We start from the raw sequence: 19,764 nt of genomic DNA, 5'->3' as shown, positions 1-19,764 counted from the left end.
CGGCCCGTCTAAAAGGCGCCGTGGCAGTGCTTGAATTTCTTGCCCGAGCCGCACGGGCACGGATCGTTGCGCCGGGTGCGTGCCATGACTTCGGGGCTCAACTGACCCTTGGGTCCATCCTCTTCGCGCACCTCGTTCTCGCCCGTCACCGGATCGATATGGCTCTCGCGAAGCTGGGCAGGTGCCTGCGGCTCGGGGGGCTTGATCTCGAAATGGCTCATCTGGGTGGTGACCAGTTCGCGAAGATTGGTCAAAAGCAGCGAGAACAGCTCGAACGCTTCCTGCTTGTATTCATTGAGCGGATCGCGCTGCGCCAGTCCGCGCCAGCCGACCACTTTGGACAGATGATCGAGCGTCACCAGATGCTCGCGCCACAGCCCGTCGATCGACTGCAGAATGAAGCTCTTTTCGATCTGGCGCATGGTTTCGGGGCCGATGCGCGCCGCCTTGGCCGCCGCATAATCATCGGCCATCTTGATGATGCGCTCGCGCAGCACCTCGACATCCATGCCCTCCTCATCGGCCCATTGGGCCAGAGGGGGCTCGATGCCCAGATAGGTCTTGCACGCGGCCCCAAGCTGCTCGGTGTTCCACTGTTCAGGATAGGACCGCTCGGGCGCCGATTTGGCGATCAGCGAATCCACGACGTCGTGGCGCATGTCGGCGATCGTCTCTGCGACGTTTTCGGCGTCCATCAATTCGATGCGCTGCTCGAAGATCACCTTGCGCTGATCGTTCATCACGTCGTCGTATTTGAGGATGTTCTTGCGGATGTCGAAATTGTGCCCCTCGACGCGGGTCTGGGCGCGCTCGATGGCCTTGGTGACCATGGCGTCGGAAATCGACTCGCCGTCTTTCAGCCCCAGCGAGGTCAGAACCTTTTCCATGCGTTCAGGGAAGAACCGGCGCATCAGGTCGTCCTGCAGCGAGACGAAGAATTTCGACCGTCCCGGATCGCCCTGACGGCCAGACCGGCCGCGCAACTGGTTATCGATGCGACGGCTTTCATGACGCTCGGTGCCGATCACCATCAACCCGCCCGCCTCAAGCGCTTCCTTCTTCTTTTCGGCGATATCGGCTTTGATCTCTGCGGTCTTTTTCTCGAGCGCCTCGGCTTCGAGACCTTCGGCCTCATTGGCGACGCGCATTTCCAGATTGCCGCCGAGCTGAATGTCGGTACCGCGACCGGCCATGTTGGTGGCAATCGTGATGGCGCCCGGCACACCGGCCGCCGCGATGATCTGGGCTTCCTGCTCGTGATGGCGGGCGTTGAGGACGGCGATGTCCTTGACGCCCTTCTTTTTGAGGAAGTCCGCGAGCATTTCCGAGCGCTCGATCGACGTGGTGCCCACAAGAACCGGCTGGTTGCGCGAGCGGCACTCGATCACTTCGTCGGTAATGGCCTGGAATTTTTCTTCGACCGAGCGATAGATCTGGTCGTTCTCGTCGATACGGGCGATCGGCACGTTGGTGGGCACGGTCACCACGTCCAGCCCGTAGATATCGGCAAATTCGGACGCTTCGGTATCGGCCGTGCCGGTCATGCCGGCCAGCTTTGTGTAGAGCCGGAAATAGTTCTGAAAAGTGATCGAGGCCAGCGTCTGGTTTTCCGGCTGGATCTTGGTGCCTTCCTTGGCTTCGAGCGCCTGGTGCAACCCTTCGGAAAACCGCCGCCCCGGCATCATGCGGCCGGTAAATTCGTCGATGATCACAACGCTGTCGTCGCGGACGATATAGTCCTTGTCGCGGTTGAAGATCTTGTGCGCCTTGAGCGCCGAATTGAGATGGTGGACGATCGAGACATTGTCGATGTCATAGAGCGACCCGGACTTGATCAGCCCATCGCGTTCGAGGATCTCTTCGAGCTTTTCGATGCCCTCGTCGGTGAAATTGGCCGCGCGGTGCTTTTCATCGATCGTGTAGTCTTCCTCGACCAGCAGCGGAATGTACTTGTCGATGGTCTTGTAGAGCTCTGAGCGGTCCTGGGACGGCCCCGAAATGATCAGCGGGGTGCGCGCCTCATCGATCAGGATCGAATCCACTTCGTCGACGATCGCGTAGTTGTGTCCGCGCTGCACCATCTGGGCGCGCGAATATTTCATGTTGTCGCGAAGATAGTCGAAACCGAACTCGTTGTTGGTGCCATAGGTGATGTCGGCATCGTAGGCCGCCTTGCGCTCGGTGTCGTTGATGCCATGAACGATCACCCCGGTGGTCAGGCCCAGAAAGCCGTAGAGCCGGCCCATCCACTCGCTGTCGCGGCGTGCCAGATAGTCGTTGACCGTAACGATGTGCACGCCCTTATCTTCGAGCGCATTGAGATAGGCCGAAAGCGTTGCGACCAGCGTCTTGCCTTCACCGGTCCGCATTTCGGTGATGGCCCGCTCGTTGAGCACCATGCCACCGATCAGCTGCACGTCGAAGTGCCGCATGCCCAGCGCGCGCTTGGAGCCTTCGCGCACAGTGGCAAAGGCGGGAACCAGCACATCGGCCAGCTTGGCCCCATCGCGCAATTGCTGCCGGAATTCCTCGGTCTTGGCCCTCAATTGTTCGTCGGAGAGCTTTTCGAACTCGGGCTCGAGTGCGTTGATGGCCTCGACATTGGATTGATAGCGTTTGACGCGCCGATCATTGGCCGAGCCGAAAAACTTCCGGGCAAGCGTTGCAAGAGCCATGAACAATTGTCCTTAGAATCTGTTGGATGCGCCCGGATTCGGCGGTTGCGACGTCCCGGAACTTGCCTTGCACGAATGGTAGGGCGGCAGGCCGGGGCGCTGCCGAAAGGAGCGCGGAAAACTTCGGCAGGAGATGTAAGAGTGCCACCATGGGTTGTCAACGTTGGCAAAATCGGACAAACCACGGCCAAAGTCCGGGGCTAAACGCATATCCGGACCTTTGGTTCGGGCGATGGGGGGCCCGGGCTTCGGAAAAACAAGGAGAGATCTCATCATGTCATCCGATTTCGCCGCTCCGGTGGCCGGCCTCTTGCGGGCCGTATTCATCCCGGCGGTTCTTGCCGTCTCGCTGAGCACAGCTCCAGCCTGGGCGCAAAACGACGAACCCGCCCCCGCAGCCGAGCAGGCAACGCCCGCCGCTCCTGCCGAGCAGGCAGCGCCCGCTGCTCCCGCAGAACCGGTCTCACCCGATACGGTCCTGGCCACGGTGGGCGGCGAAGAGATCACCGAGGCCGATCTGGTTCTGGCGGCCGAAGAGCTGACCCAGGAACTCCAGTCCATTCCCGCCGAACAGCGGCGCGGCTTTCTTTTGACCGTCGTCATCGACATGAAGCTGATGGCCAGCGCCGCCCGCGAGGATGGCCTTGACGAAAGCGAAGCGTTCACCCGCCGCCTTGCCTATCTTGAGGATCAGGCCCTGCGTCGCGCCTTTTTCAACTCCATCGTTGAAACCCAGGTCACCGAGGAAGCCGTCCAGGCTGCCTATGAGGACCTGGTCGCCGATTTCACCCCTGAACCCGAAGTGCGGGCCCGCCACATTCTGGTGCCCACCGAACAGGAAGCCAACGAAATCCGCGCCGAAATCGAAGCCGGACGCGACTTTGCCGATGCTGCCAGCGAATATGGCACCGACGGTACAAGCGCCAATGGCGGTGATCTCGGTTATTTCTCATCGGGCATGATGGTCCCCGAATTCGAGCAGGCCGCGATGGCGCTCGAGGTCGGCGAGATGTCCCAGCCGGTCGAAAGCCAGTTCGGCTTTCACCTGATCTATCTCGAAGACCGTCGTCTCTCCGAAGCACCCCCGCTCGAGGACGTGCGCCAGCAGGTCGCCCAGCAGGTTCTCTATGAGAGCTACGAAGCGGCCATCGAAGAGATCAAGTCCGACGTGGAAATCGAGATCGACGATGCCGATCTGGCCGCGCAGGTCGAGGCCCAGGGCGGCATTTAACACCCTGGCATAGACCAATTGTTCCGAGCCCCGGCCTAAACGCCGGGGTTCTTTTTTGTCGCCGCCACGATTGTGGCAACGACCTTGTCCACGTCGGCATCCGAGCCTTCGATCCGGCCGGTCAGCAGACGGTGCCAGGCAAAGCCGGCCAGAAGTTCGATGATGACGGCGCTGTCGGCATTGGGGTCGATTTCGCCGCGCGCCTTGGCCCTGTCCACCAACACCTCGGCAAATTTGCGCCGCCCCCGCTCATAGGCAAACAGCGCCTCGGCGGCCCCCGGATCGCTCTGGGCTTCGGCAATGACCGATCGGAAGACCATGCCGCAGATGCCAGCGCTCCAGAACCCGATCAATTGATTGGTCAGAAACGCTCTCAGATCGTCCTCGAAATTTCCCGTGTCGGGAAACTGGCGTTCATTCTTGAACCCCTGATAAACGTCGAGCAGCAGGGCAGCCCTGGACGGCCACCAGCGATAGACTGTGGGTTTGCCCGCCCGTGCCCGCCGCGCCACCGCCTCGATGGAAAACCCCGAAAGCCCGTCTTCGCGCAGGATAGCCTCGGCGGCCTCCAAAATGGCCTGCTGGCTGGCCGGATTGCGCTTGGCGCCGATCGAGCCCCGCCGTACCGCCACCGGCTGATGTTCTTTCGTCATTGTTTCGTCTTCCTTCCTCGACCCGGCCAATAAGCCCTGCGTTCCGCCGTTCAATCGCCCCACGAACGAACGGGCGCGCCGCAGCCTCGCCAGACTTCACGCTCTCCGGTGAGACCTCCCAGCCCCTCGCGACATATTGGAATCCTTCAATCGCGCGCCTCGAATGGGCTCGCCCGAAGATATAGGGGAAAAAATCGACAATATCCACTTGAACGAAACGGCTCGTTTCAATATATAACGGAACGTTCCGTTTCGAAAGGTTGAAACAATGTCCGATATTTCCTCCGCACAAACCCCTTCATCCACCACCGCCCAGCCAGCGGCCGGTGCTTCGCTCCGTCCCAACCGCTCGCGGCAGTTTCTGGTCACACTGTTCGGCGTTTATCCCATCATCACGCTCATTCTCTATCTCGTCCTGCCGCTCACGGCCGGCTGGCCCATCTGGCAGACCACCCTGATCGTCACCCCGCTCATGGTTGCCATCATGGTGTTCTGGATGATCCCCCAGATCCAGAAACGCTTTGCCGGTTTCATCATGCGCCCTGTGCGCAGGTGAGCCCGCACCCAATGCCCGACGCTCTCGTTTCGAAATCGGGACGAGAGCGTCAATATTTCCCGCATGGTGGCAAAGAGCGTCGCGCCGTTTCCGTGAAACGATGAAATGATCGAGCCGACTGCGCCTCTTGCCAGCACGGCAATGTTGGGGCACACGGAAGAACCGCCAACGCGTACCCCCTCAAGGTCTTTTCTCCCATGGCCCTGCCCGTCTCTCCCCTTGCCCCCAAATCCTATGTCGCCCCGCCCGCCATTGCCGGCGTGCGCTTTGCCACCGCCGAGGCGGGCATTCGCTACAAGGGGCGCACCGACGTGCTTTTGGCCGTCTTCGATCCGGGAACCGTGGTTGCAGGCGTTCTGACGCGCTCGCTCTGCCCTTCGGCCGCAATCGACTGGTGTCGGCAGAACCTTGGCCATGGTACGGCCCGCGCCCTCGTCGTCAATTCGGGCAATGCCAATGCCTTTACCGGTTTAAAAGGCATCGAATCGGTCAAACTGACCGCCGACATCGCCGCAAGGGCGGTGGGGTGTGAGCCCTCGGAAATCTTTCTCGCCTCGACCGGGGTCATCGGCGAGCCGCTCGACGCCACCAAATTCGATGGCGTGTTGCAAAACCTCACGGGCCAACTGGCCGCCGACCCCTGGATGGAGCCGGCCAGGGCGATCATGACCACCGACACCTTCCCCAAGCTGGCCGAGGCCACGATCGACGTCGATGGCACGACGGTCTCCATCGCCGGTATCGCCAAGGGTTCGGGCATGATCGCGCCGGACATGGCCACCATGCTCAGCTTCGTGTTCACCGACGCCCCCATCGCCGCCGATGTGCTTCAGGCGCTGCTCGCCAAACACAACAAGACCAGTTTCAACGCCATCACCGTCGACAGCGACACCTCGACCTCCGACACCCTTCTGGCCTTTGCCACAGCCAAGGCGGAAATCGACCCCATCGCATCCCTAAACGATCCGCGCGCACAAACGTTCGGTGAAGCGCTCAATGATGTGCTCTTCGATCTCGCCATGCAGGTGGTGCGCGATGGCGAAGGGGCGACCAAATTCGTTGCCGTCAACGTGTCCGGTGCCACGACCGACGACAGCGCCGCAAGGATCGCCCGCGCCATTGCCGACAGCCCGCTCGTCAAGACGGCAATCGCCGGCGAGGACGCCAATTGGGGCCGCATCGTCATGGCGGTGGGCAAGGCCGGCCAGCCCGCCGACCGCGACAAGCTCACCATCGCCTTTGGCGACCACGTTCTGGCCCGCAACGGCCAGCGCGCGCCCGACTATTCCGAGGACGCGGCGACCGCCTATATGAAGGGCGAGGAGCTTTCGATCAGCGTCGATATCGGGCTCGGAACGGGCTCTGCCACCGTCTATACCTGCGATCTGACCCACGGTTATATCGATATCAACGGCAGCTACAGGAGTTAGAGCGTTGTCAGCAAAAGTGGCAACCGGTTTTACGGTTCGACAACGCGGCAAAAGAGAAGTGTGATCCAGCTTGCGCACCGTTTCCGAAATCGAAGCCGCCTCGCTCGCCACATGGCCCGCGCTCGAAACCATCGAGGACGGGCAATGGCGCGCCCGCTTCGCCAGGGGTTTTTCAGGCCGCTCCAATGCCATCTGGTCACTCGATCCCGCCGATGACACCAATGCCGCCCAGCGGATCGAAACTCTTTCGGCCCGCTACGCCGAACACGATCTGCCCTCGGTCTTCCGCGTCACCCCGCTGACCGGCGGCGGCATCCTCGATACGCTGGACCGGGCAGGCTGGGAGCGCTTCAAGACAAGCCTGGTTCTGTCCTGCCCGCTCGGCCAGACCGACGGCTTCGATGGCGCCGCCAGTCTTTACGATGCGACCGATCCCGCTTTCCTCGCCGCGCAAACGGCCCTGCAGGGGTTCGATACCAAAAAGCAGGAAACCTTCGCCGCCATCCTGGGCGCGCTCAAACGTCCCGCATGCGGCATCGTCGTCGCCGCCGACGATGGCACGCCCGGCGCGTCCTTGCTGTGTGTCGAGAGCGAGGGCATCGTCATGGTCTATGACGTCATCACCTCGGCCAAACTGCGCGGCCAGGGTTTTGGCCGACGCATGATGGCCAGCGCGCTCAGTTGGGGCGCCGAAAACGGCGCCAGCCACGCAGCCCTCCAGGTCCAGGGGGACAACGGCCCGGCCATCGCGCTCTATCTCGCCATGGGTTTTGTCTTCCGCTACCCCTACCACTACCGCCGCCAGCCCGAGGCACAAACGCAATGAAAATCACCCTCGTCGTCGCCTGCGCGCTGGTCGATGCCGACCGGCGCGTGCTGATCGCCCAGCGGCCCCAGGGCAAGCAACTGGCCGGCCTGTGGGAATTCCCCGGCGGCAAGATCGAGGCGGGCGAAACCCCCGAGGCTGCGCTGATCCGCGAACTGGCTGAAGAGCTGGAAATCGAAACCAGGGAGGCGTGCCTCGCGCCATTGACCTTTGCCAGCCACACCTATGACGGCTGGCACCTGATGATGCCGCTCTATGTGTGCAGGAAATGGCAGGGCACGCCAATTGCCAAAGAGCATTCGGCGCTCAAATGGGTGCGCCCGCAAAAACTGCACGACTATCCCATGCCTCCCGCCGACATCCCACTCATCGCCCCGCTGTGCGATCTGCTCTGAACGGCTCCAGTTCGCAATCGCGCCGTCATCCAGCCACTCAGAACACGCGCTTGAGCGCATCGGTGAGACTTGCCATGTCGTAGGGCTTGGAGACTTTCGGGCGTTCCACATGCGCATCGGGAAACGACACGCCATCGGCATAGCCCGAGGCAAAGATGAACGGGATGGCCCTTTCGCTCAACACATCGGCAATGGCAAAGCTCGTCTCGTTGCCCAGATTGACATCGAGCACCGCAAAGCCGATTTCGGTATTCTCGATCGCCTTGAGCCCCTGGGCGACGCTGGACGCCAGAACCACCTCCCCGCACCCCATGTCGCGCAGCACCGCCTCGCAATCCATGGCGATGATGACATTGTCTTCGACGATCAGCGCCCGCCCCTCGGGGAAATTCACCTTGCCCGCCCGCCTTATGACCGGACGCGGCGCATGCTGTCGGGCTTCATCGAGATCGGCCAGATGTTCGGGCGCAATGCGCAATTTGGCCCGCAACCCGTCGATGCGATAATCCATCTCGACCGATCCGCCAAGGTCATGGGTCACCGAGCGCTCGATCACCACCGACCCGAACCCGGCGCCGCCCGGCGGCTTGACGGGCGGGCCGTCGCGCTCGACCCAGCGTATGGTCAGCCAGCCTGAATCGTCGCGCTCGAGCGCAATGGCAACGGTGCCCCGCTTGTCGCACAATGCGCCATACTTGGCCGAATTGGTGGTCAACTCGTGAATGACCAGCGCCAGCGCCGAAAAACTCTGCGGCACCAGGCCCACATCGTCCCCCGAAACGATCACCCTTTCCGATTTTTCCGCCAGATAGGCCGCCGTCTCGTTTTCGATCAACGCCAGCAGCGATCCCGAGCCCCATTGACGCTCGGTCAACTGGTCATGGGCCCGCGCCAGCGCCTGCACTCGGTCGTCGAGCGTTGAAACGAACGCTTCCGTGCTGCGCTGGGGCGTATTGACCTGACGGATCAGGCCGCGGATCAGGCCCAAAATGTTGCGCACCCGGTGATTGAGTTCGGCGATCAGGAGTTCCTGACGCTGGCGTGCCTGCCTTCGCTCACCCTCGATCAGCTCGGTATGCTTGAGGATCACTTCGAGCAGGCTCACGCGCAGCGCCTCGGCCAGCCTGATATGGCTCGAACTCCAGGGCTCGGACTGCCCGCGCGCCGTTTCCTGCCAGATCTCGAAACTCTTGCGCGGCGTCAGGCGCGACCCCATCGGCCCCACGCTCACCGGCTTTTCCGGATTGCCGGCCCATTTGACCTCCTCGGTCACCTCGCGGCGGAAAAAGATCAGATAGTCGCCGGGCGTGCGCGAGATGGGAATGACCAGCATGCCCGAAACCCTGTCGGCATAGGCGGCCGCGGCCGGATGAAGCTTGCCCAGCTCGTGGGTGACAAAGATGGAATTGGACACCGTCCGGTTGAGAAACTGCACCAGCGCCTTGAACTCGGGGCGCTCCGGCGTCTCTCCCCACAGTTCGACCTCCTCATCGACGATCATGCCGATCCCGTTACAATCGACCAGCCCGCTCATCTCCCCGAACATCGAAGCGAGCTGGGAGACCGGTCCCTGCTCCGGTCCGACCATGCGCAGCACCTTGTGGTGAAATTCCTGCGCCCGCTTTTCGGCCTCGATCTCGCTTTCGCGGATCTTGGCATCGAGCGCCAGCGAGAACATCTGCCCGATCAGTTCGGCCGCCGTGCGCACGTTGAAGGGCACTCGGCGCGGGGAATAATGGTGACAGGCGATCAGCCCCCACAGCCGCCCGCGCAGCAGGATGGAAATCGACATCGAGGCGCCGACCCCCATATTGCGCAGATATTCGAGATGAATGGGCGAGACCGAGCGCAGCACCGAATTGGACAGATCGATCGGCATGCCATCGGGTGCCGCGAACGGTGTGATATCGTGGGGTTGCCCGTCCACATCGGCAATGATGCGGATCAGGTTGCGCTTGTAGAGTTCGCGCGCCTGGCGGGGGATGTCAGAGGCGGGATAGCGCAGCCCCGCAAAACTGTCGACACCCTGCCGGCGGGATTCGGCAACCACCTCGCCGCTGTCGTCGTGCAGGAATTTGTAGATCATCACCCGGTCAAAGCCGGTCAGCGCCTGCACCAGACTGGCACCCGACTTGCACAGCTTGTCCACCGAGTCCGCGGCCTGAAGGCGCTGCACGATGCGGCGGACCATGGAGTCGTTGCCTTCCGCGCCGGTCCGGGCCGGCTCACATTCAATGATAATCAGTGATCCCGAAACGTGAACCGCCGTGTCACACGGCGCTCCGCCCTCGGTCAACTGAACCCCGAACACCCGCTCCACATCGTCCGCGCCCGTCAGATGCTGGACATGGTTGCGGATGGTGTGAAGGAAATCCCCGTCGGCGAAATTGCCCAGCGGGCGACCGATCGTGTCGTCGGGCTCCGAGCCGAGCCAATCGGCGCTGTTGGCCGAAACATATTGAACGATCCAGTCGAACGAGACGGCCACCAGAAAGCCGAAGCCCTGGATACGGCCAAGCCTGTGGATCGGTTCGCGGTCGCAATTGGTCAGATCGACACCGCCATCGAGCGGAGTGCCGGGGGAGGCGTATTGATTCATTGGCCGGGCGCGGCTCCATCGGGTTCAAAATGGGCCAGAAGCTCACGCTCGAACAGCATGAACACCTGGTTGGCGGCATCGATCGCCGCCTGTTGTTCCGCCCCGGATAATCCTGCTGTGTTGAGAATGTCGAGGAATCGCGGCCAAAGTTTGAGCCCCGCGCCATGATCGAGATAGCCGGTCGCTGCCCCGCGCAACGCCGGATCGACACGACGCACCAGCATCGCGCTCCCCAGGCGCGACCCTTCGAGCACATACGCCATGCCAAACAGCGCCCCGCGCCCGCTCTGCAACTGCAGATCGGCTTGCCCTGGCCAGGACACGCCCAGCGCGCCAAGGTCGGACAGCAGGGCCGCCGTGCGCTTGCGTTCCGCCCAGTCGGCAACGATCCGCTCGATGCCGTTGGCCGCCATATGGGTCTCGAGCCCGGGCACAATGGCCCCGTGCCAGACAAGGAACCGGCGATAATCGTCCCGGCTCCCCAGATCGAAGCGACCGGCCGCCTCGTCGAGCCTTTGATGAGCGGCCCCTGTTGCGTCCCGAAGGACGAAACGAAAGCCGGCGGCGCGGTCCTGGATCATCGGTGGAAAAGCTCTCTGGCAAAAACACGGAAGGGGGCCGGTTTTGGCCCTGTCTGCGCTTGAAACGCACAAGCGGCGGCCAGTGTTCCCGTTATGAGCTTTCAGTCAGCCTTGCGGCGTGCCTTGAGGGGCGGTCTCGGGCTGGCTCGGCGCCAGGGCATCGAGCGGGCTGAACAGGGTACCGAAGAACCCGTCGACCGCATTGTTGATGGCCTCGCCCCGCGCGGCCATTTCCGCTTCGGCATTGAGCCGGCGCTGTTCGGCTTCCGCTGCGGCCGCTTCTGCATCGGCAAGCCGCACGATCGCGCTCTGTATCGCCGCGGCATCGGCCGACTGACGGGCCTGGAAGGCCGAAACGATGGTGGGGTCGGCAACGACCGCCTGGCAGCTTCCGGCCATCGACGCTGTTGCATTGACCGCCGAGGGCTGGCGGAAGACGTAACGCCCGTCGCACACATCCCAGGCGGGCGGCGTGCTGGCGACTTCGAAATAGTCGTAGCCCTGCTTGATGTTGTTCCAGAAATCGATGTGCTCGCTGGACTGGTGCTTGGCCATGTTGTCCGGCGTCATGCGGAACGGAAAGATCTGCACCTCGAACGAGCGGTTGCCGCCGGTAAAGCTCTCGCGGGCCAGAGCGTAGATTTCGGCGATCTGCTCGTCTTCCATGGCATAGCACCCTGCAGACGAACACGCGCCATGCACCATCAGATGGCTGCCCGTCCGGCCATGCGTGCGGTCATATCTGTTGGGAAAGCCCAGATTGAAGGCAAGGTAATAATTCGAATTCGGGTTCATCAGCCCGGGGGTGATCGTATAGAACCCCTCGGGCGCCTGCCGGTCGCCCTCGTAGAATTTGGGACCCAACTCGCCCGACCAGGTGCAGATTTCATAGGTCTGGAACAGCTTGTAGGACCCTCCGGCCGTCTGCTTCCAGACTTCGAGCGCCGATTCTTCCTTGAAGATGCGGATCATCATCGCCGCCTGCGGGCTCGACCCCATTGCGGCCAGCCGCGACTTGGTGGCGCCCGACAGCGGCATGAGATGACGCCCGTCGCCCTCAAGCGCCGAGCACGAGGCCAGAACACCCGCAACAACGAGCGAGATGGCCAAAAGGACGAATTTACGGAGCATCTATGCCCTGACCCTGCAATTCCTGTACGCCTTGCCCCCGCCCCCTCTATGCCACCACAGGGTTAACGCTCGGTAAGGTTGTCGGGTAATCGACCTAAATTTTATGCAAATTGCAAGACGGCGCGGTCAAATTCAGGTGAGCGCCGTCCCGATCGCCAGGAATTTCTCGCGCCGCTGCTCGCGGATTTCGAGCGGGCCGAGCTCGTCGTCATACTCGCCGAGGAACTTGGCGATCTCGGCCTTGACGTCGGCGAAGATCTTTTCAGGGTTGCGGTGCGCGCCGCCCATGGGCTCCTCGATGATGCCGTCGATCACTTTGAGCGCCAGCAAATCCTGCGCGGTGATCTTTTGCGCTGCCGCCATATCCTGGGCCTTGCCCGCATCGCGAAACAGGATCGAAGCCCCTGCTTCGGGAGAAATCACCGAATAGACCGAATGCTCGAGCATGAGCACCTTGTTGGTCGCCGCAATGGCGATCGCCCCGCCCGATCCGCCTTCACCGATCACGATGGAAAGGTTGGGAACCCCGATTTCGAGGCATTTTTCCGTAGATCGCGCAATGGCTTCGGCCTGGCCGCGCTCTTCGGCGCCGATGCCGGGATAGGCGCCCGCCGTATCGACGAACGAAATCACAGGCAGGCCGAACCGGTCGGCCATTTCCATGATCCGCACCGCCTTGCGATAGCCCTCGGGCCGCGCCATGCCGAAATTGTGCTTGAGCCGGCTTTCGGTGTCATTGCCCTTTTCCTGGCCCAAAATGGCCACCGGCACTCCATCGATCCGCCCGAACCCGGCCTGGATGGCAGGATCTTCGGCATATTTGCGGTCCCCCGCCAAAGGGGTCCATTCGGTCACCAGCGCCTTGAGGTAATTGGAAAAGTGCGGGCGCTGCGGATGGCGCGCCACAAGCGTCTTCTGCCAGGGGGTGAGCTTTTTATAGACGTCGCGCAGCGCATCTTCGGCGCGCTGCTGCAGGCGCGAAACCTCGTCACCGATCGAGACCGCTTCATCGGTCTGGGCAAGGTTCTTGAGCTCGGCAATCTTGCCTTCGAGTTCAGCGACGGGTTTTTCGAAATCGAGATATGACTGCATGAAATCCGCCCGTTTCGGGCAACCTTCTCATTTTTGGGCGGCCAACACCAGATGCTGGCGAGCGGGCTCTAGAGTTTCAAAGTGGCGGGAAAGTGTCGATTAGACCCTCCCGTGTCAAGCATCGCCCGACAGCGGATGGTGATCTTCGAGCAGTTTGCGCAAATGAGCGTCCAGAACATGGGTATAAATCTGGGTCGTTGAAATGTCCGCATGGCCCAAAAGCATCTGAACGACCCGCAGATCCGCCCCGTTCTGCAGCAGATGGGATGCAAAGGCATGGCGCAGCACATGCGGTGAAACCTTGGCAACCGGCAGGCCCGCCCGAGCGGCCAGCCTTTTGAGATCGCGCGCAAACACCTGCCGGGCCAGATGCCCCTCGGCCCCCTTGGCGGGAAAAACGAACTTGTCCTTGTCCGTGCCCTCGAGCCAGCCGACCAAAGCGTCCTTGGCCCGGTCGTTGAGCGGCACCAGCCGCTCCTTGCCGCCCTTGCCAGCAATGGTCAGATGTTCGGCCTCGCGCCGCACCGCCTTGCGCTCGAGCGCCACCAGTTCTGACACCCGCAGCCCCGTGGCATAGAGCAATTCGAGCAGCACATAGAGCCGCACCTCGCTTTCGTCTCCCCCCGCCGCTTCGTCTTCGGCGCATTTCAAAAGCCTGTCGACCTCCTCGACCGAGAGCACCTTGGGCAGGCCCCGCCCCGGCTTGGGCGCCGAAACGATGCGCGTGGGATCGTCCCCCTTGCTGCCTTCGGAAACCAGAAACCTGTGCAATTGACGCACCGCGCTCAATCGGCGCGCCGCCGAGCTTGCCGCCAGCCCCTGCGCCGACAGATGGGCCAGATAATTTGCGACATCGGCGCGCCCCGCATCGGAAATCGCCTTGCCAGGGCCGGCAAGAAACCCCGCATAATCGAGAAGGTCCCGCCGATAGGCTTCGATCGTATTGGCCGCAGCGCCCCGCTCGGCGCTCATCATTTCCAGAAATGCCTCGATCAGATGGCCGTCCTTGATCACGGCGCATCCGCCAGAAGATCGCGCGTGGGCACGCGCACCGTCACGTCGCGCTCATTGGGCTCGACCAGCACCGCCAGCGCGAACATGCCCGCATAGGCAAGCCCCACGATAAAGGCGATGGCGACCAGCAAACGAAACAATGTGGGCATGGCATCCTCGGTGTCGGATAGTGATTTTCCCAGATTTGCGCGTGACGGGCAAGCGAGCGCCTTGACAGCCCGCCCGCCACACGGTTGAACCACATCAACCAATAAGGGCACCACGATGGGGCACAACGCGACAGGCATTGCCAGGCCGAAGGCCGAAAGCCGGGTGCTCGACGCCCTGGCCGGGCGGCCGATCGTGATCGTGGGCATGATGGGCGCCGGCAAGACCACCGTCGGCCGTCGCCTGGCCCATCGCCTGGGCCTGCCCTTCACCGATTCCGACGCCGAGATCGAAACCGCCGCCGGCATGTCGGTCCCCGACATCTTTGCCGCCCACGGCGAGCCCGAATTCCGCGCCGGCGAGGCCCGGGTCATCGCGCGGCTGTTGCGCGAGCATCAGGGCATCATCGCCACTGGCGGCGGTGCCTTCATCAATCCCGAAACCCGCGAGGCGATAAAGACCCATGCCGTCTCGATCTGGATCAAGGCCGATTTCGACCTGTTGTTCGCCCGCGTCTCCAAACGGCCCGGCCGCCCCCTGCTCCAGACCCCCGACCCGCGCAGCACGCTGCAGGGACTGATCGACACCCGCTATCCCGTCTATGCGCTGGCCGACATCACCGTCGCTTCGCGCGACGTGCCCCATGATGTGGTCGTCAACGATATTCTCTCCGCCATTTCGCGCCATTTCGACATCCCGAAAGACCAATGAGCGAGCATACACCCCTTCACACCGTTCATGTACCGCTGGGCGATCGGGCCTATGACATCGTCATCGCCCCCGATGCCATACAAAGCGCCGGCCCAAGACTGGCCGCGATGTTCCCCGGTGCCCGCTACGGCATCGTCACCGACGAGAATGTGGCAAAGGCCCAGCTCCCTCGCCTCACCGCGTCCCTTGACGCGGCCGGCCTCGGGCACACCGAAATCGTCGTATCGGCCGGCGAAGCCACCAAATCATGGACCAACCTTCAGAGCGTGGTCGAAGCCATCATGGCTGCCCGGCTCGAACGCACCGACATCCTCATTGCCCTGGGCGGCGGGGTGATCGGCGATCTGGCCGGCTTTGCCGCTTCCATCGTCCGGCGCGGCATGGATTTCGTCCAGATCCCCACCTCGCTCCTGGCGCAGGTGGATTCCTCGGTCGGCGGCAAGACCGGCATCAATTCAGCCCATGGCAAGAACCTTGTCGGCGCCTTCCATCAGCCCCGCCTGGTGCTTGCCGATCTGAGCGCACTTCAAACCCTTCCCCCCCGCCAGTTCGCCGCCGGCTATGCCGAACTGGCCAAATACGGCCTAATCGACGACGAGGAACTGTTTTTCTGGCTGGAAGCCAATTATCGCGACATCGAAGCGGGCGGCCCGGCCCGGGGTGAGGCCATCGCGCGGGCCTGCGCCGCCAAGGCCCGCGTCGTGGCCGCCGACGAAAAGGAAACCGGCGACCGGGCGCTCCTCAATCTCGGCCACACCTTCGGCCACGCGCTCGAAAAAGCCACCGGCTATTCCGACCGCCTGCTCCATGGCGAAGGCGTCGCCATCGGCATGGTGCTGGCATATCGGTTTTCGGCCAAACTGGGTCTTGCACCGTCCCAGGATGCCGGTCGGGTCCAAGCCCATTTGAAAAATGCCGGCCTGCCCACTACATTGGCCGATATCTCCGGAGACCTGCCGCCAACGCAAATGCTCATGGACGCCATCGCACAGGACAAGAAAGTCTCGCGCGGGCAATTGACGTTCATTTTAACGCGCGGCATCGGCAAGGCCTTCATCGAGAAAAACATCGACCCCGAAGCGGTCGCAACATTCCTTGAGGATATTCGCTGATGTCGTTGTGGCTGTCCCTGCTCGCCATTATCGCGCTGCTGGCTATGAGCTTTTTCTTTTCCGGCTCGGAAACCGCGCTGACCGCCTCATCGCGGGCCCGCATGTACCAATTGGCCAAGTCGGGCAACACGCGCGCCTCGCTGGTCGAAAAGCTGACGGCGGAAAAGGAGCGCCTGATCGGCGCCATCCTTCTGGGCAACAACGTCGTCAATATTTTGGCCTCGACCCTTGCCGCCTCGGTGCTGATTCAGATTTTCGGCGAGGCCGGCATCGCCTATGCAACACTCGCCATGACGGCGGCGGTCGTTGTGTTCTCCGAGGTGCTGCCCAAGACGCTTGCCCTGATCCGGCCCGACAGTTTTGCGCTCGTTGTCGCCCCGGTCATCAGGGTCATCGTGCTGGTGTTTTCACCGGTAACGCTGGCCGTGCAGTCTCTGGTCAACCTGATCCTGCGCCTGTTCGGTCTCGACCCCGACAAGGCCAGCGAAATCTCGGGCCATGATGAATTGCGCGGTACAGTGGATTTCCTTCACCACGAGGGCGAAGTGGTCAAGGGCGACCGCGACATGCTGGGCGGCATCCTCGATCTGCGCGAACTCGAAGTCTCCGACGTCATGGTGCACAGGACCCGCATGCTGGCGCTCGATGCCGACATGCCCGCCGACGAATTGATCGGCGCCATCCTCGACAGCCCCTTTACCCGCGTACCGCTCTACAAGGAAAAGCAGGACAATATCGTGGGCATCGTCCACGCCAAGGATCTGCTGCGCGCCATCCAGAAGGCCGACGGGGATTTCACAAAGGTCAATCCGGCCAGGATCGCCTTCAAACCCTGGTTCGTGCCCGACACGACCTCCGCCCAGGCCCAGCTCAACGCGTTCTTGAAGCGCAAGCTCCATTTCGCGCTGGTTGTCGATGAATATGGCGAGGTGCAGGGCCTGATCACCCTTGAAGACATCCTCGAGGAAATCGTCGGGGAAATCGCCGACGAGCACGACGCGGTGATCGATGGCGTGCGCAAGCAGGCCGACGGTTCCTATATCATCGACGGCCAGTTGCCGATCCGCGACCTCAACCGGGCGCTAGACTGGAACCTGCCCGACGAGGAAGCCACCACCGTTGCCGGTCTTGTGATCCACGAAGCCAAGCTGATCCCCGATCCGGGCCAGCAATTCACCTTCCACAACCTGCGCTTCAAGGTCCTGCGTCGCCAGCACAACAGGGTGACCCAGCTCCGGGTATCGCCGGTCGAAGCGGCGGTCAGCGCGAAGGAATGACCTTGATGGCCAGCGCGTGCAGCCCGGCATCGAACTGATCGGCAAGCGCCGCGTTGATGGCGCGGTGCTGGTCGACGCGATTGAGGCCATCGAGTTTTTCGCTGGCGATGGTGATGCGGAAATGGGTATTGCCCCCTTCCCGCCATCCTGCGTGACCATGATGACGCTCTGAATCGTCGATCACTTCGATCGACACCGGCGCGAAGGTTTCGGTGAGTTTGGCTTCGATTTCATCGCGAACGCTCATGTGTCAACACGCCTGTTATGGAAAATAGAACAAATTGAACCGGGCCAGCCGGTTTCAAACGGTATATGATTATGGGCTTTCGTTTCGCTAGAGTGAGATCGGGAAAAGTTGCACACTTTTCCGGTTCGATCTCACGAAAAAAATATGCTGGCCCCGCAACAAAGGTTCCCGTCCGCTCTCATGTCGAATTCCAAATCCAACATCTTTGACTCCGTCCGCATCAAGCCGCGCCGCTCCCAGGTTGAAGAGCAGGTGGCGACGCATCCGGGGTGCGATTGGGAAGGGTGTGACAAGCCCGGCATGCACAAGGCGCCAAAAGGCGCGCGCTCGGAGGGCCAGTTCCACAATTTCTGCCTCGAGCATGTGCGCCATTACAACAAGGCCTACAATTATTTCACCGGCATGGATGACGAGGAAATCGCCGATCACGCCACCAAGATGAACGCGCCCGGCAGCCGCGAAACCTGGGCCTACGGGTCCAACCGCTTCGGCAAATCGGACCCGCAGCCGAAAAAATATAAGGCGCGCGACTATACCGGCAGCCAGTTCCGCGACGTCAATGGCGTGTTCGCCCGCCTGCGTTCGCGCGCCCGTCAGGACGCCGGCGCCAAGGGTGAGGCCGCAGAGCGCGCCATCACGCTCACCGGGCAGGACCGTGCCGCTTTTGAAGTGCTCGGCCTTGAGGGGCGCAAGCCCTCGGGCGATATCAAATCGGCCTACAAGGCCCTGGTCAAACTCCACCACCCCGACGCCAATGGCGGCGACAAGGGCTCCGAAGACCGGCTGCGCAACATCATTTCGGCCTATAACCATCTCAAGCAGCGCGGCTTTGTCTGACCACCCACTTGCCTTTTCTGTAATGCGAAAAGCCGAGTGAAACAGGGTCGGAACGCTTGCGGCATCCCGCGCTCTAGGTTTATGGCAGTTGTGTTGCTATAAGCGCTCCGAATTTTTCCTTAAAAGACGCGAACCGAACGCGCCTTAGCATCGGAAAAACATGGTTCCGGTGCGCCCGAGACGAGGCAAATTATGACTGAGTTTTCCAACCTGCCCGACACCGAGTATTCAGTGCGCGATCTGTTCGGGATCGACAGCGACATGGTTGTCAAAGGCTATAAAGAACACACCGACCACGTGCCCGAGATCGATCCGGACTATCTGTTCGATCGCAACACCACCCTTGCCATTCTCGCCGGTTTCGCCTTCAACCGCCGCGTCATGGTGCAGGGCTATCACGGCACGGGCAAATCCACCCATATCGAACAGGTCGCCGCGCGCCTCAACTGGCCGCTGGTCCGCGTCAATCTCGACAGTCACGTCTCCCGTATCGACCTTGTCGGCAAGGACGCCATCGTCCTGCGCGACGGCAAGCAGGTCACCGAATTCCGCGATGGCATCCTGCCCTGGGCCGTCCAGAACAACATCGCCCTGGTGTTCGACGAATACGACGCCGGGCGTCCCGACGTGATGTTCGTGATCCAGCGCGTGCTCGAAGTGGCCGGCCGCCTCACCCTGCTCGATCAGAACCGCGTCATCCGCCCGCACCCAGCCTTCCGGCTGTTTTCCACGACCAACACCATCGGGCTTGGCGACACCTCGGGCCTCTATCACGGCACCCAGCAGATCAACCAGGGCCAGATGGACCGCTGGTCGATCGTGGTGACGCTGAACTATCTCGCCCATGAAAAGGAAGTCGGCATCGTTCTGGCCAAGGCCAAGAGCTACGACAAAGACGATGAGGGCCGCAAACTCGTCTCCAACATGGTCCGCGTCGCCGATCTGACCCGCTCGGCCTTCATCAATGGCGATCTTTCGACCGTCATGAGCCCGCGCGCCGTCATCACATGGGCCGAAAACGCCGAAATCTTCGGCGACATCGGCTTTGCCTTCCGGCTGACCTTTTTGAACAAGTGCGACGAACTCGAACGCCCGGTGGTCGCCGAATTCTACCAGCGCGTGTTTGGCGTCGAGTTGCCTGAATCGGCCGCCAATCTGGCAATCTCGGCGTAGAGCCGCAAAGGCCCCGGCTTACCTTTCCCCAAAAGGGGAAAGGTAAGCCCAAACGGCCGGGTGAGGGGGCCTTCCTC

At 62.0% G+C, this 19,764-nt stretch carries 19 protein-coding genes; 10 read left to right on the top strand and 9 right to left on the bottom strand.

Annotated elements, in window-relative coordinates; all coding sequences use genetic code 11:
• Positions 1 to 8: 8 nt before the first annotated feature.
• Entirely contained in the window at positions 9 to 2,675 is a 2,667-nt protein-coding gene (gene secA, locus V6617_RS03280) for a preprotein translocase subunit SecA (RefSeq protein ID WP_338609075.1), read from the bottom strand.
• A 274-nt stretch (positions 2,676 to 2,949) separates the two neighbouring features.
• Here secA and V6617_RS03275 point away from each other — a divergent pair, with 274 nt between their 5' ends.
• Positions 2,950 to 3,906, top strand: coding sequence for a peptidylprolyl isomerase (locus V6617_RS03275; RefSeq protein WP_338609073.1), 957 nt, complete (start codon positions 2,950 to 2,952; stop codon positions 3,904 to 3,906).
• A gap of 35 nt (positions 3,907 to 3,941) precedes the next feature.
• On the opposite strand, the gene V6617_RS03270 is transcribed toward V6617_RS03275, so the two are convergent.
• Positions 3,942 to 4,559 carry a TetR/AcrR family transcriptional regulator gene (locus tag V6617_RS03270; RefSeq protein WP_338609071.1) on the bottom strand — a complete coding sequence of 206 codons (618 nt, stop codon included), beginning with the start codon at positions 4,557 to 4,559 and terminating at the stop codon, positions 3,942 to 3,944.
• Between the two features lie 268 nt (positions 4,560 to 4,827).
• Between V6617_RS03270 and V6617_RS03265 the strand changes: the two genes are divergently transcribed.
• From V6617_RS03265 to V6617_RS03250, 4 genes are all read left to right on the top strand, one after another.
• Positions 4,828 to 5,115 (top strand): hypothetical protein, encoded by a 288-nt coding sequence (locus tag V6617_RS03265; protein ID WP_338609069.1) that lies wholly within the window; start codon positions 4,828 to 4,830, stop codon positions 5,113 to 5,115.
• 197 nt (positions 5,116 to 5,312) lie between these two features.
• Entirely contained in the window at positions 5,313 to 6,545 is a 1,233-nt protein-coding gene (gene argJ, locus V6617_RS03260) for a bifunctional glutamate N-acetyltransferase/amino-acid acetyltransferase ArgJ (protein ID WP_338609067.1), read from the top strand.
• Between the two features lie 70 nt (positions 6,546 to 6,615).
• Entirely contained in the window at positions 6,616 to 7,371 is a 756-nt protein-coding gene (locus tag V6617_RS03255) for a GNAT family N-acetyltransferase (RefSeq protein ID WP_338609066.1), read from the top strand.
• Complete coding sequence (locus V6617_RS03250; protein WP_338609065.1) at positions 7,368 to 7,766, top strand: (deoxy)nucleoside triphosphate pyrophosphohydrolase; 399 nt, start codon at positions 7,368 to 7,370, stop codon at positions 7,764 to 7,766. Before V6617_RS03255 ends, V6617_RS03250 begins: the two co-directional genes overlap by 4 nt.
• Before the next feature lie 37 nt (positions 7,767 to 7,803).
• Here the strand turns inward: V6617_RS03250 and V6617_RS03245 are convergent, their stop codons facing one another.
• From V6617_RS03245 to V6617_RS03220, 6 genes are all read right to left on the bottom strand, one after another.
• Complete coding sequence (locus V6617_RS03245) at positions 7,804 to 10,365, bottom strand: HWE histidine kinase domain-containing protein (RefSeq protein WP_338609064.1); 2,562 nt, start codon at positions 10,363 to 10,365, stop codon at positions 7,804 to 7,806.
• Entirely contained in the window at positions 10,362 to 10,946 is a 585-nt protein-coding gene (locus V6617_RS03240) for a biliverdin-producing heme oxygenase (protein ID WP_338609063.1), read from the bottom strand. Before V6617_RS03240 ends, V6617_RS03245 begins: the two co-directional genes overlap by 4 nt.
• Positions 10,947 to 11,051: 105 nt before the next feature.
• A complete protein-coding gene (locus V6617_RS03235) occupies positions 11,052 to 12,077 on the bottom strand; it encodes a murein L,D-transpeptidase family protein (RefSeq protein ID WP_338609061.1) in 1,026 nt (341 codons plus the stop codon).
• A 132-nt stretch (positions 12,078 to 12,209) separates the two neighbouring features.
• Complete coding sequence (locus V6617_RS03230; RefSeq protein WP_338609059.1) at positions 12,210 to 13,169, bottom strand: acetyl-CoA carboxylase carboxyltransferase subunit alpha; 960 nt, start codon at positions 13,167 to 13,169, stop codon at positions 12,210 to 12,212.
• Between the two features lie 114 nt (positions 13,170 to 13,283).
• Complete coding sequence (locus V6617_RS03225) at positions 13,284 to 14,144, bottom strand: site-specific tyrosine recombinase XerD (RefSeq protein WP_338610806.1); 861 nt, start codon at positions 14,142 to 14,144, stop codon at positions 13,284 to 13,286.
• Between the two features lie 35 nt (positions 14,145 to 14,179).
• Positions 14,180 to 14,332 carry a histidine kinase gene (locus V6617_RS03220; RefSeq protein WP_338609057.1) on the bottom strand — a complete coding sequence of 51 codons (153 nt, stop codon included), beginning with the start codon at positions 14,330 to 14,332 and terminating at the stop codon, positions 14,180 to 14,182.
• Positions 14,333 to 14,447: 115 nt separating this feature from the next.
• Between V6617_RS03220 and V6617_RS03215 the strand changes: the two genes are divergently transcribed.
• Genes V6617_RS03215 through V6617_RS03205 form a run of 3 tightly spaced genes read left to right on the top strand, consistent with a single transcriptional unit; the run spans position 14,448 to position 17,430 of the window.
• Positions 14,448 to 15,041: a shikimate kinase gene (locus tag V6617_RS03215; RefSeq protein ID WP_338609055.1), complete on the top strand. Its 594-nt coding sequence runs from the start codon at positions 14,448 to 14,450 to the stop codon at positions 15,039 to 15,041.
• Positions 15,038 to 16,153, top strand: coding sequence for a 3-dehydroquinate synthase (gene aroB / locus V6617_RS03210; protein ID WP_338609054.1), 1,116 nt, complete (start codon positions 15,038 to 15,040; stop codon positions 16,151 to 16,153). Before V6617_RS03215 ends, aroB begins: the two co-directional genes overlap by 4 nt.
• Complete coding sequence (locus V6617_RS03205) at positions 16,153 to 17,430, top strand: HlyC/CorC family transporter (RefSeq protein WP_338609052.1); 1,278 nt, start codon at positions 16,153 to 16,155, stop codon at positions 17,428 to 17,430. Before aroB ends, V6617_RS03205 begins: the two co-directional genes overlap by 1 nt.
• Here the strand turns inward: V6617_RS03205 and V6617_RS03200 are convergent.
• Positions 17,414 to 17,677, bottom strand: coding sequence for a BolA family protein (locus tag V6617_RS03200; protein WP_338609051.1), 264 nt, complete (start codon positions 17,675 to 17,677; stop codon positions 17,414 to 17,416). The genes V6617_RS03205 and V6617_RS03200 overlap by 17 nt on opposite strands.
• Before the next feature lie 180 nt (positions 17,678 to 17,857).
• Between V6617_RS03200 and V6617_RS03195 the strand changes: the two genes are divergently transcribed.
• Positions 17,858 to 18,514, top strand: a complete 657-nt coding sequence (locus tag V6617_RS03195; protein ID WP_338609050.1) for a J domain-containing protein — start codon at positions 17,858 to 17,860, stop codon at positions 18,512 to 18,514.
• 192 nt (positions 18,515 to 18,706) lie between these two features.
• Positions 18,707 to 19,687 (top strand): cobaltochelatase subunit CobS, encoded by a 981-nt coding sequence (gene cobS / locus V6617_RS03190; RefSeq protein WP_338609049.1) that lies wholly within the window; start codon positions 18,707 to 18,709, stop codon positions 19,685 to 19,687.
• Positions 19,688 to 19,764 lie beyond the last annotated feature (77 nt).

The sequence above is a fragment of the Pelagibacterium nitratireducens genome (genome assembly GCF_037044555.1).
Lineage (GTDB): Bacteria > Pseudomonadota > Alphaproteobacteria > Rhizobiales > Devosiaceae > Pelagibacterium > Pelagibacterium nitratireducens.
Note: the sequence above shows the minus strand (reverse complement) of the source record. Positions and strands in the feature narration are given on the sequence as shown.

Bases quoted from the DNA above. Each gene is read 5' to 3' on its own strand.
- secA (WP_338609075.1), bottom strand. From the start codon at position 2,675: ATGGCTCTTGCAACGCTTGCCCGGAAGTTTTTCGGCTCGGCCAATGAT.
- V6617_RS03275 (WP_338609073.1), top strand. From the start codon at position 2,950: ATGTCATCCGATTTCGCCGCTCCGGTGGCCGGCCTCTTGCGGGCCGTA.
- V6617_RS03270 (WP_338609071.1), bottom strand. From the start codon at position 4,559: ATGACGAAAGAACATCAGCCGGTGGCGGTACGGCGGGGCTCGATCGGC.
- V6617_RS03265 (WP_338609069.1), top strand. From the start codon at position 4,828: ATGTCCGATATTTCCTCCGCACAAACCCCTTCATCCACCACCGCCCAG.
- argJ (WP_338609067.1), top strand. From the start codon at position 5,313: ATGGCCCTGCCCGTCTCTCCCCTTGCCCCCAAATCCTATGTCGCCCCG.
- V6617_RS03250 (WP_338609065.1), top strand. From the start codon at position 7,368: ATGAAAATCACCCTCGTCGTCGCCTGCGCGCTGGTCGATGCCGACCGG.
- V6617_RS03245 (WP_338609064.1), bottom strand. From the start codon at position 10,365: ATGAATCAATACGCCTCCCCCGGCACTCCGCTCGATGGCGGTGTCGAT.
- V6617_RS03240 (WP_338609063.1), bottom strand. From the start codon at position 10,946: ATGATCCAGGACCGCGCCGCCGGCTTTCGTTTCGTCCTTCGGGACGCA.
- V6617_RS03235 (WP_338609061.1), bottom strand. From the start codon at position 12,077: ATGCTCCGTAAATTCGTCCTTTTGGCCATCTCGCTCGTTGTTGCGGGT.
- V6617_RS03230 (WP_338609059.1), bottom strand. From the start codon at position 13,169: ATGCAGTCATATCTCGATTTCGAAAAACCCGTCGCTGAACTCGAAGGC.
- V6617_RS03225 (WP_338610806.1), bottom strand. From the start codon at position 14,144: ATGATGAGCGCCGAGCGGGGCGCTGCGGCCAATACGATCGAAGCCTAT.
- V6617_RS03220 (WP_338609057.1), bottom strand. From the start codon at position 14,332: ATGCCCACATTGTTTCGTTTGCTGGTCGCCATCGCCTTTATCGTGGGG.
- V6617_RS03215 (WP_338609055.1), top strand. From the start codon at position 14,448: ATGGGGCACAACGCGACAGGCATTGCCAGGCCGAAGGCCGAAAGCCGG.
- aroB (WP_338609054.1), top strand. From the start codon at position 15,038: ATGAGCGAGCATACACCCCTTCACACCGTTCATGTACCGCTGGGCGAT.
- V6617_RS03205 (WP_338609052.1), top strand. From the start codon at position 16,153: ATGTCGTTGTGGCTGTCCCTGCTCGCCATTATCGCGCTGCTGGCTATG.
- V6617_RS03200 (WP_338609051.1), bottom strand. From the start codon at position 17,677: ATGAGCGTTCGCGATGAAATCGAAGCCAAACTCACCGAAACCTTCGCG.
- V6617_RS03195 (WP_338609050.1), top strand. From the start codon at position 17,858: ATGTCGAATTCCAAATCCAACATCTTTGACTCCGTCCGCATCAAGCCG.
- cobS (WP_338609049.1), top strand. From the start codon at position 18,707: ATGACTGAGTTTTCCAACCTGCCCGACACCGAGTATTCAGTGCGCGAT.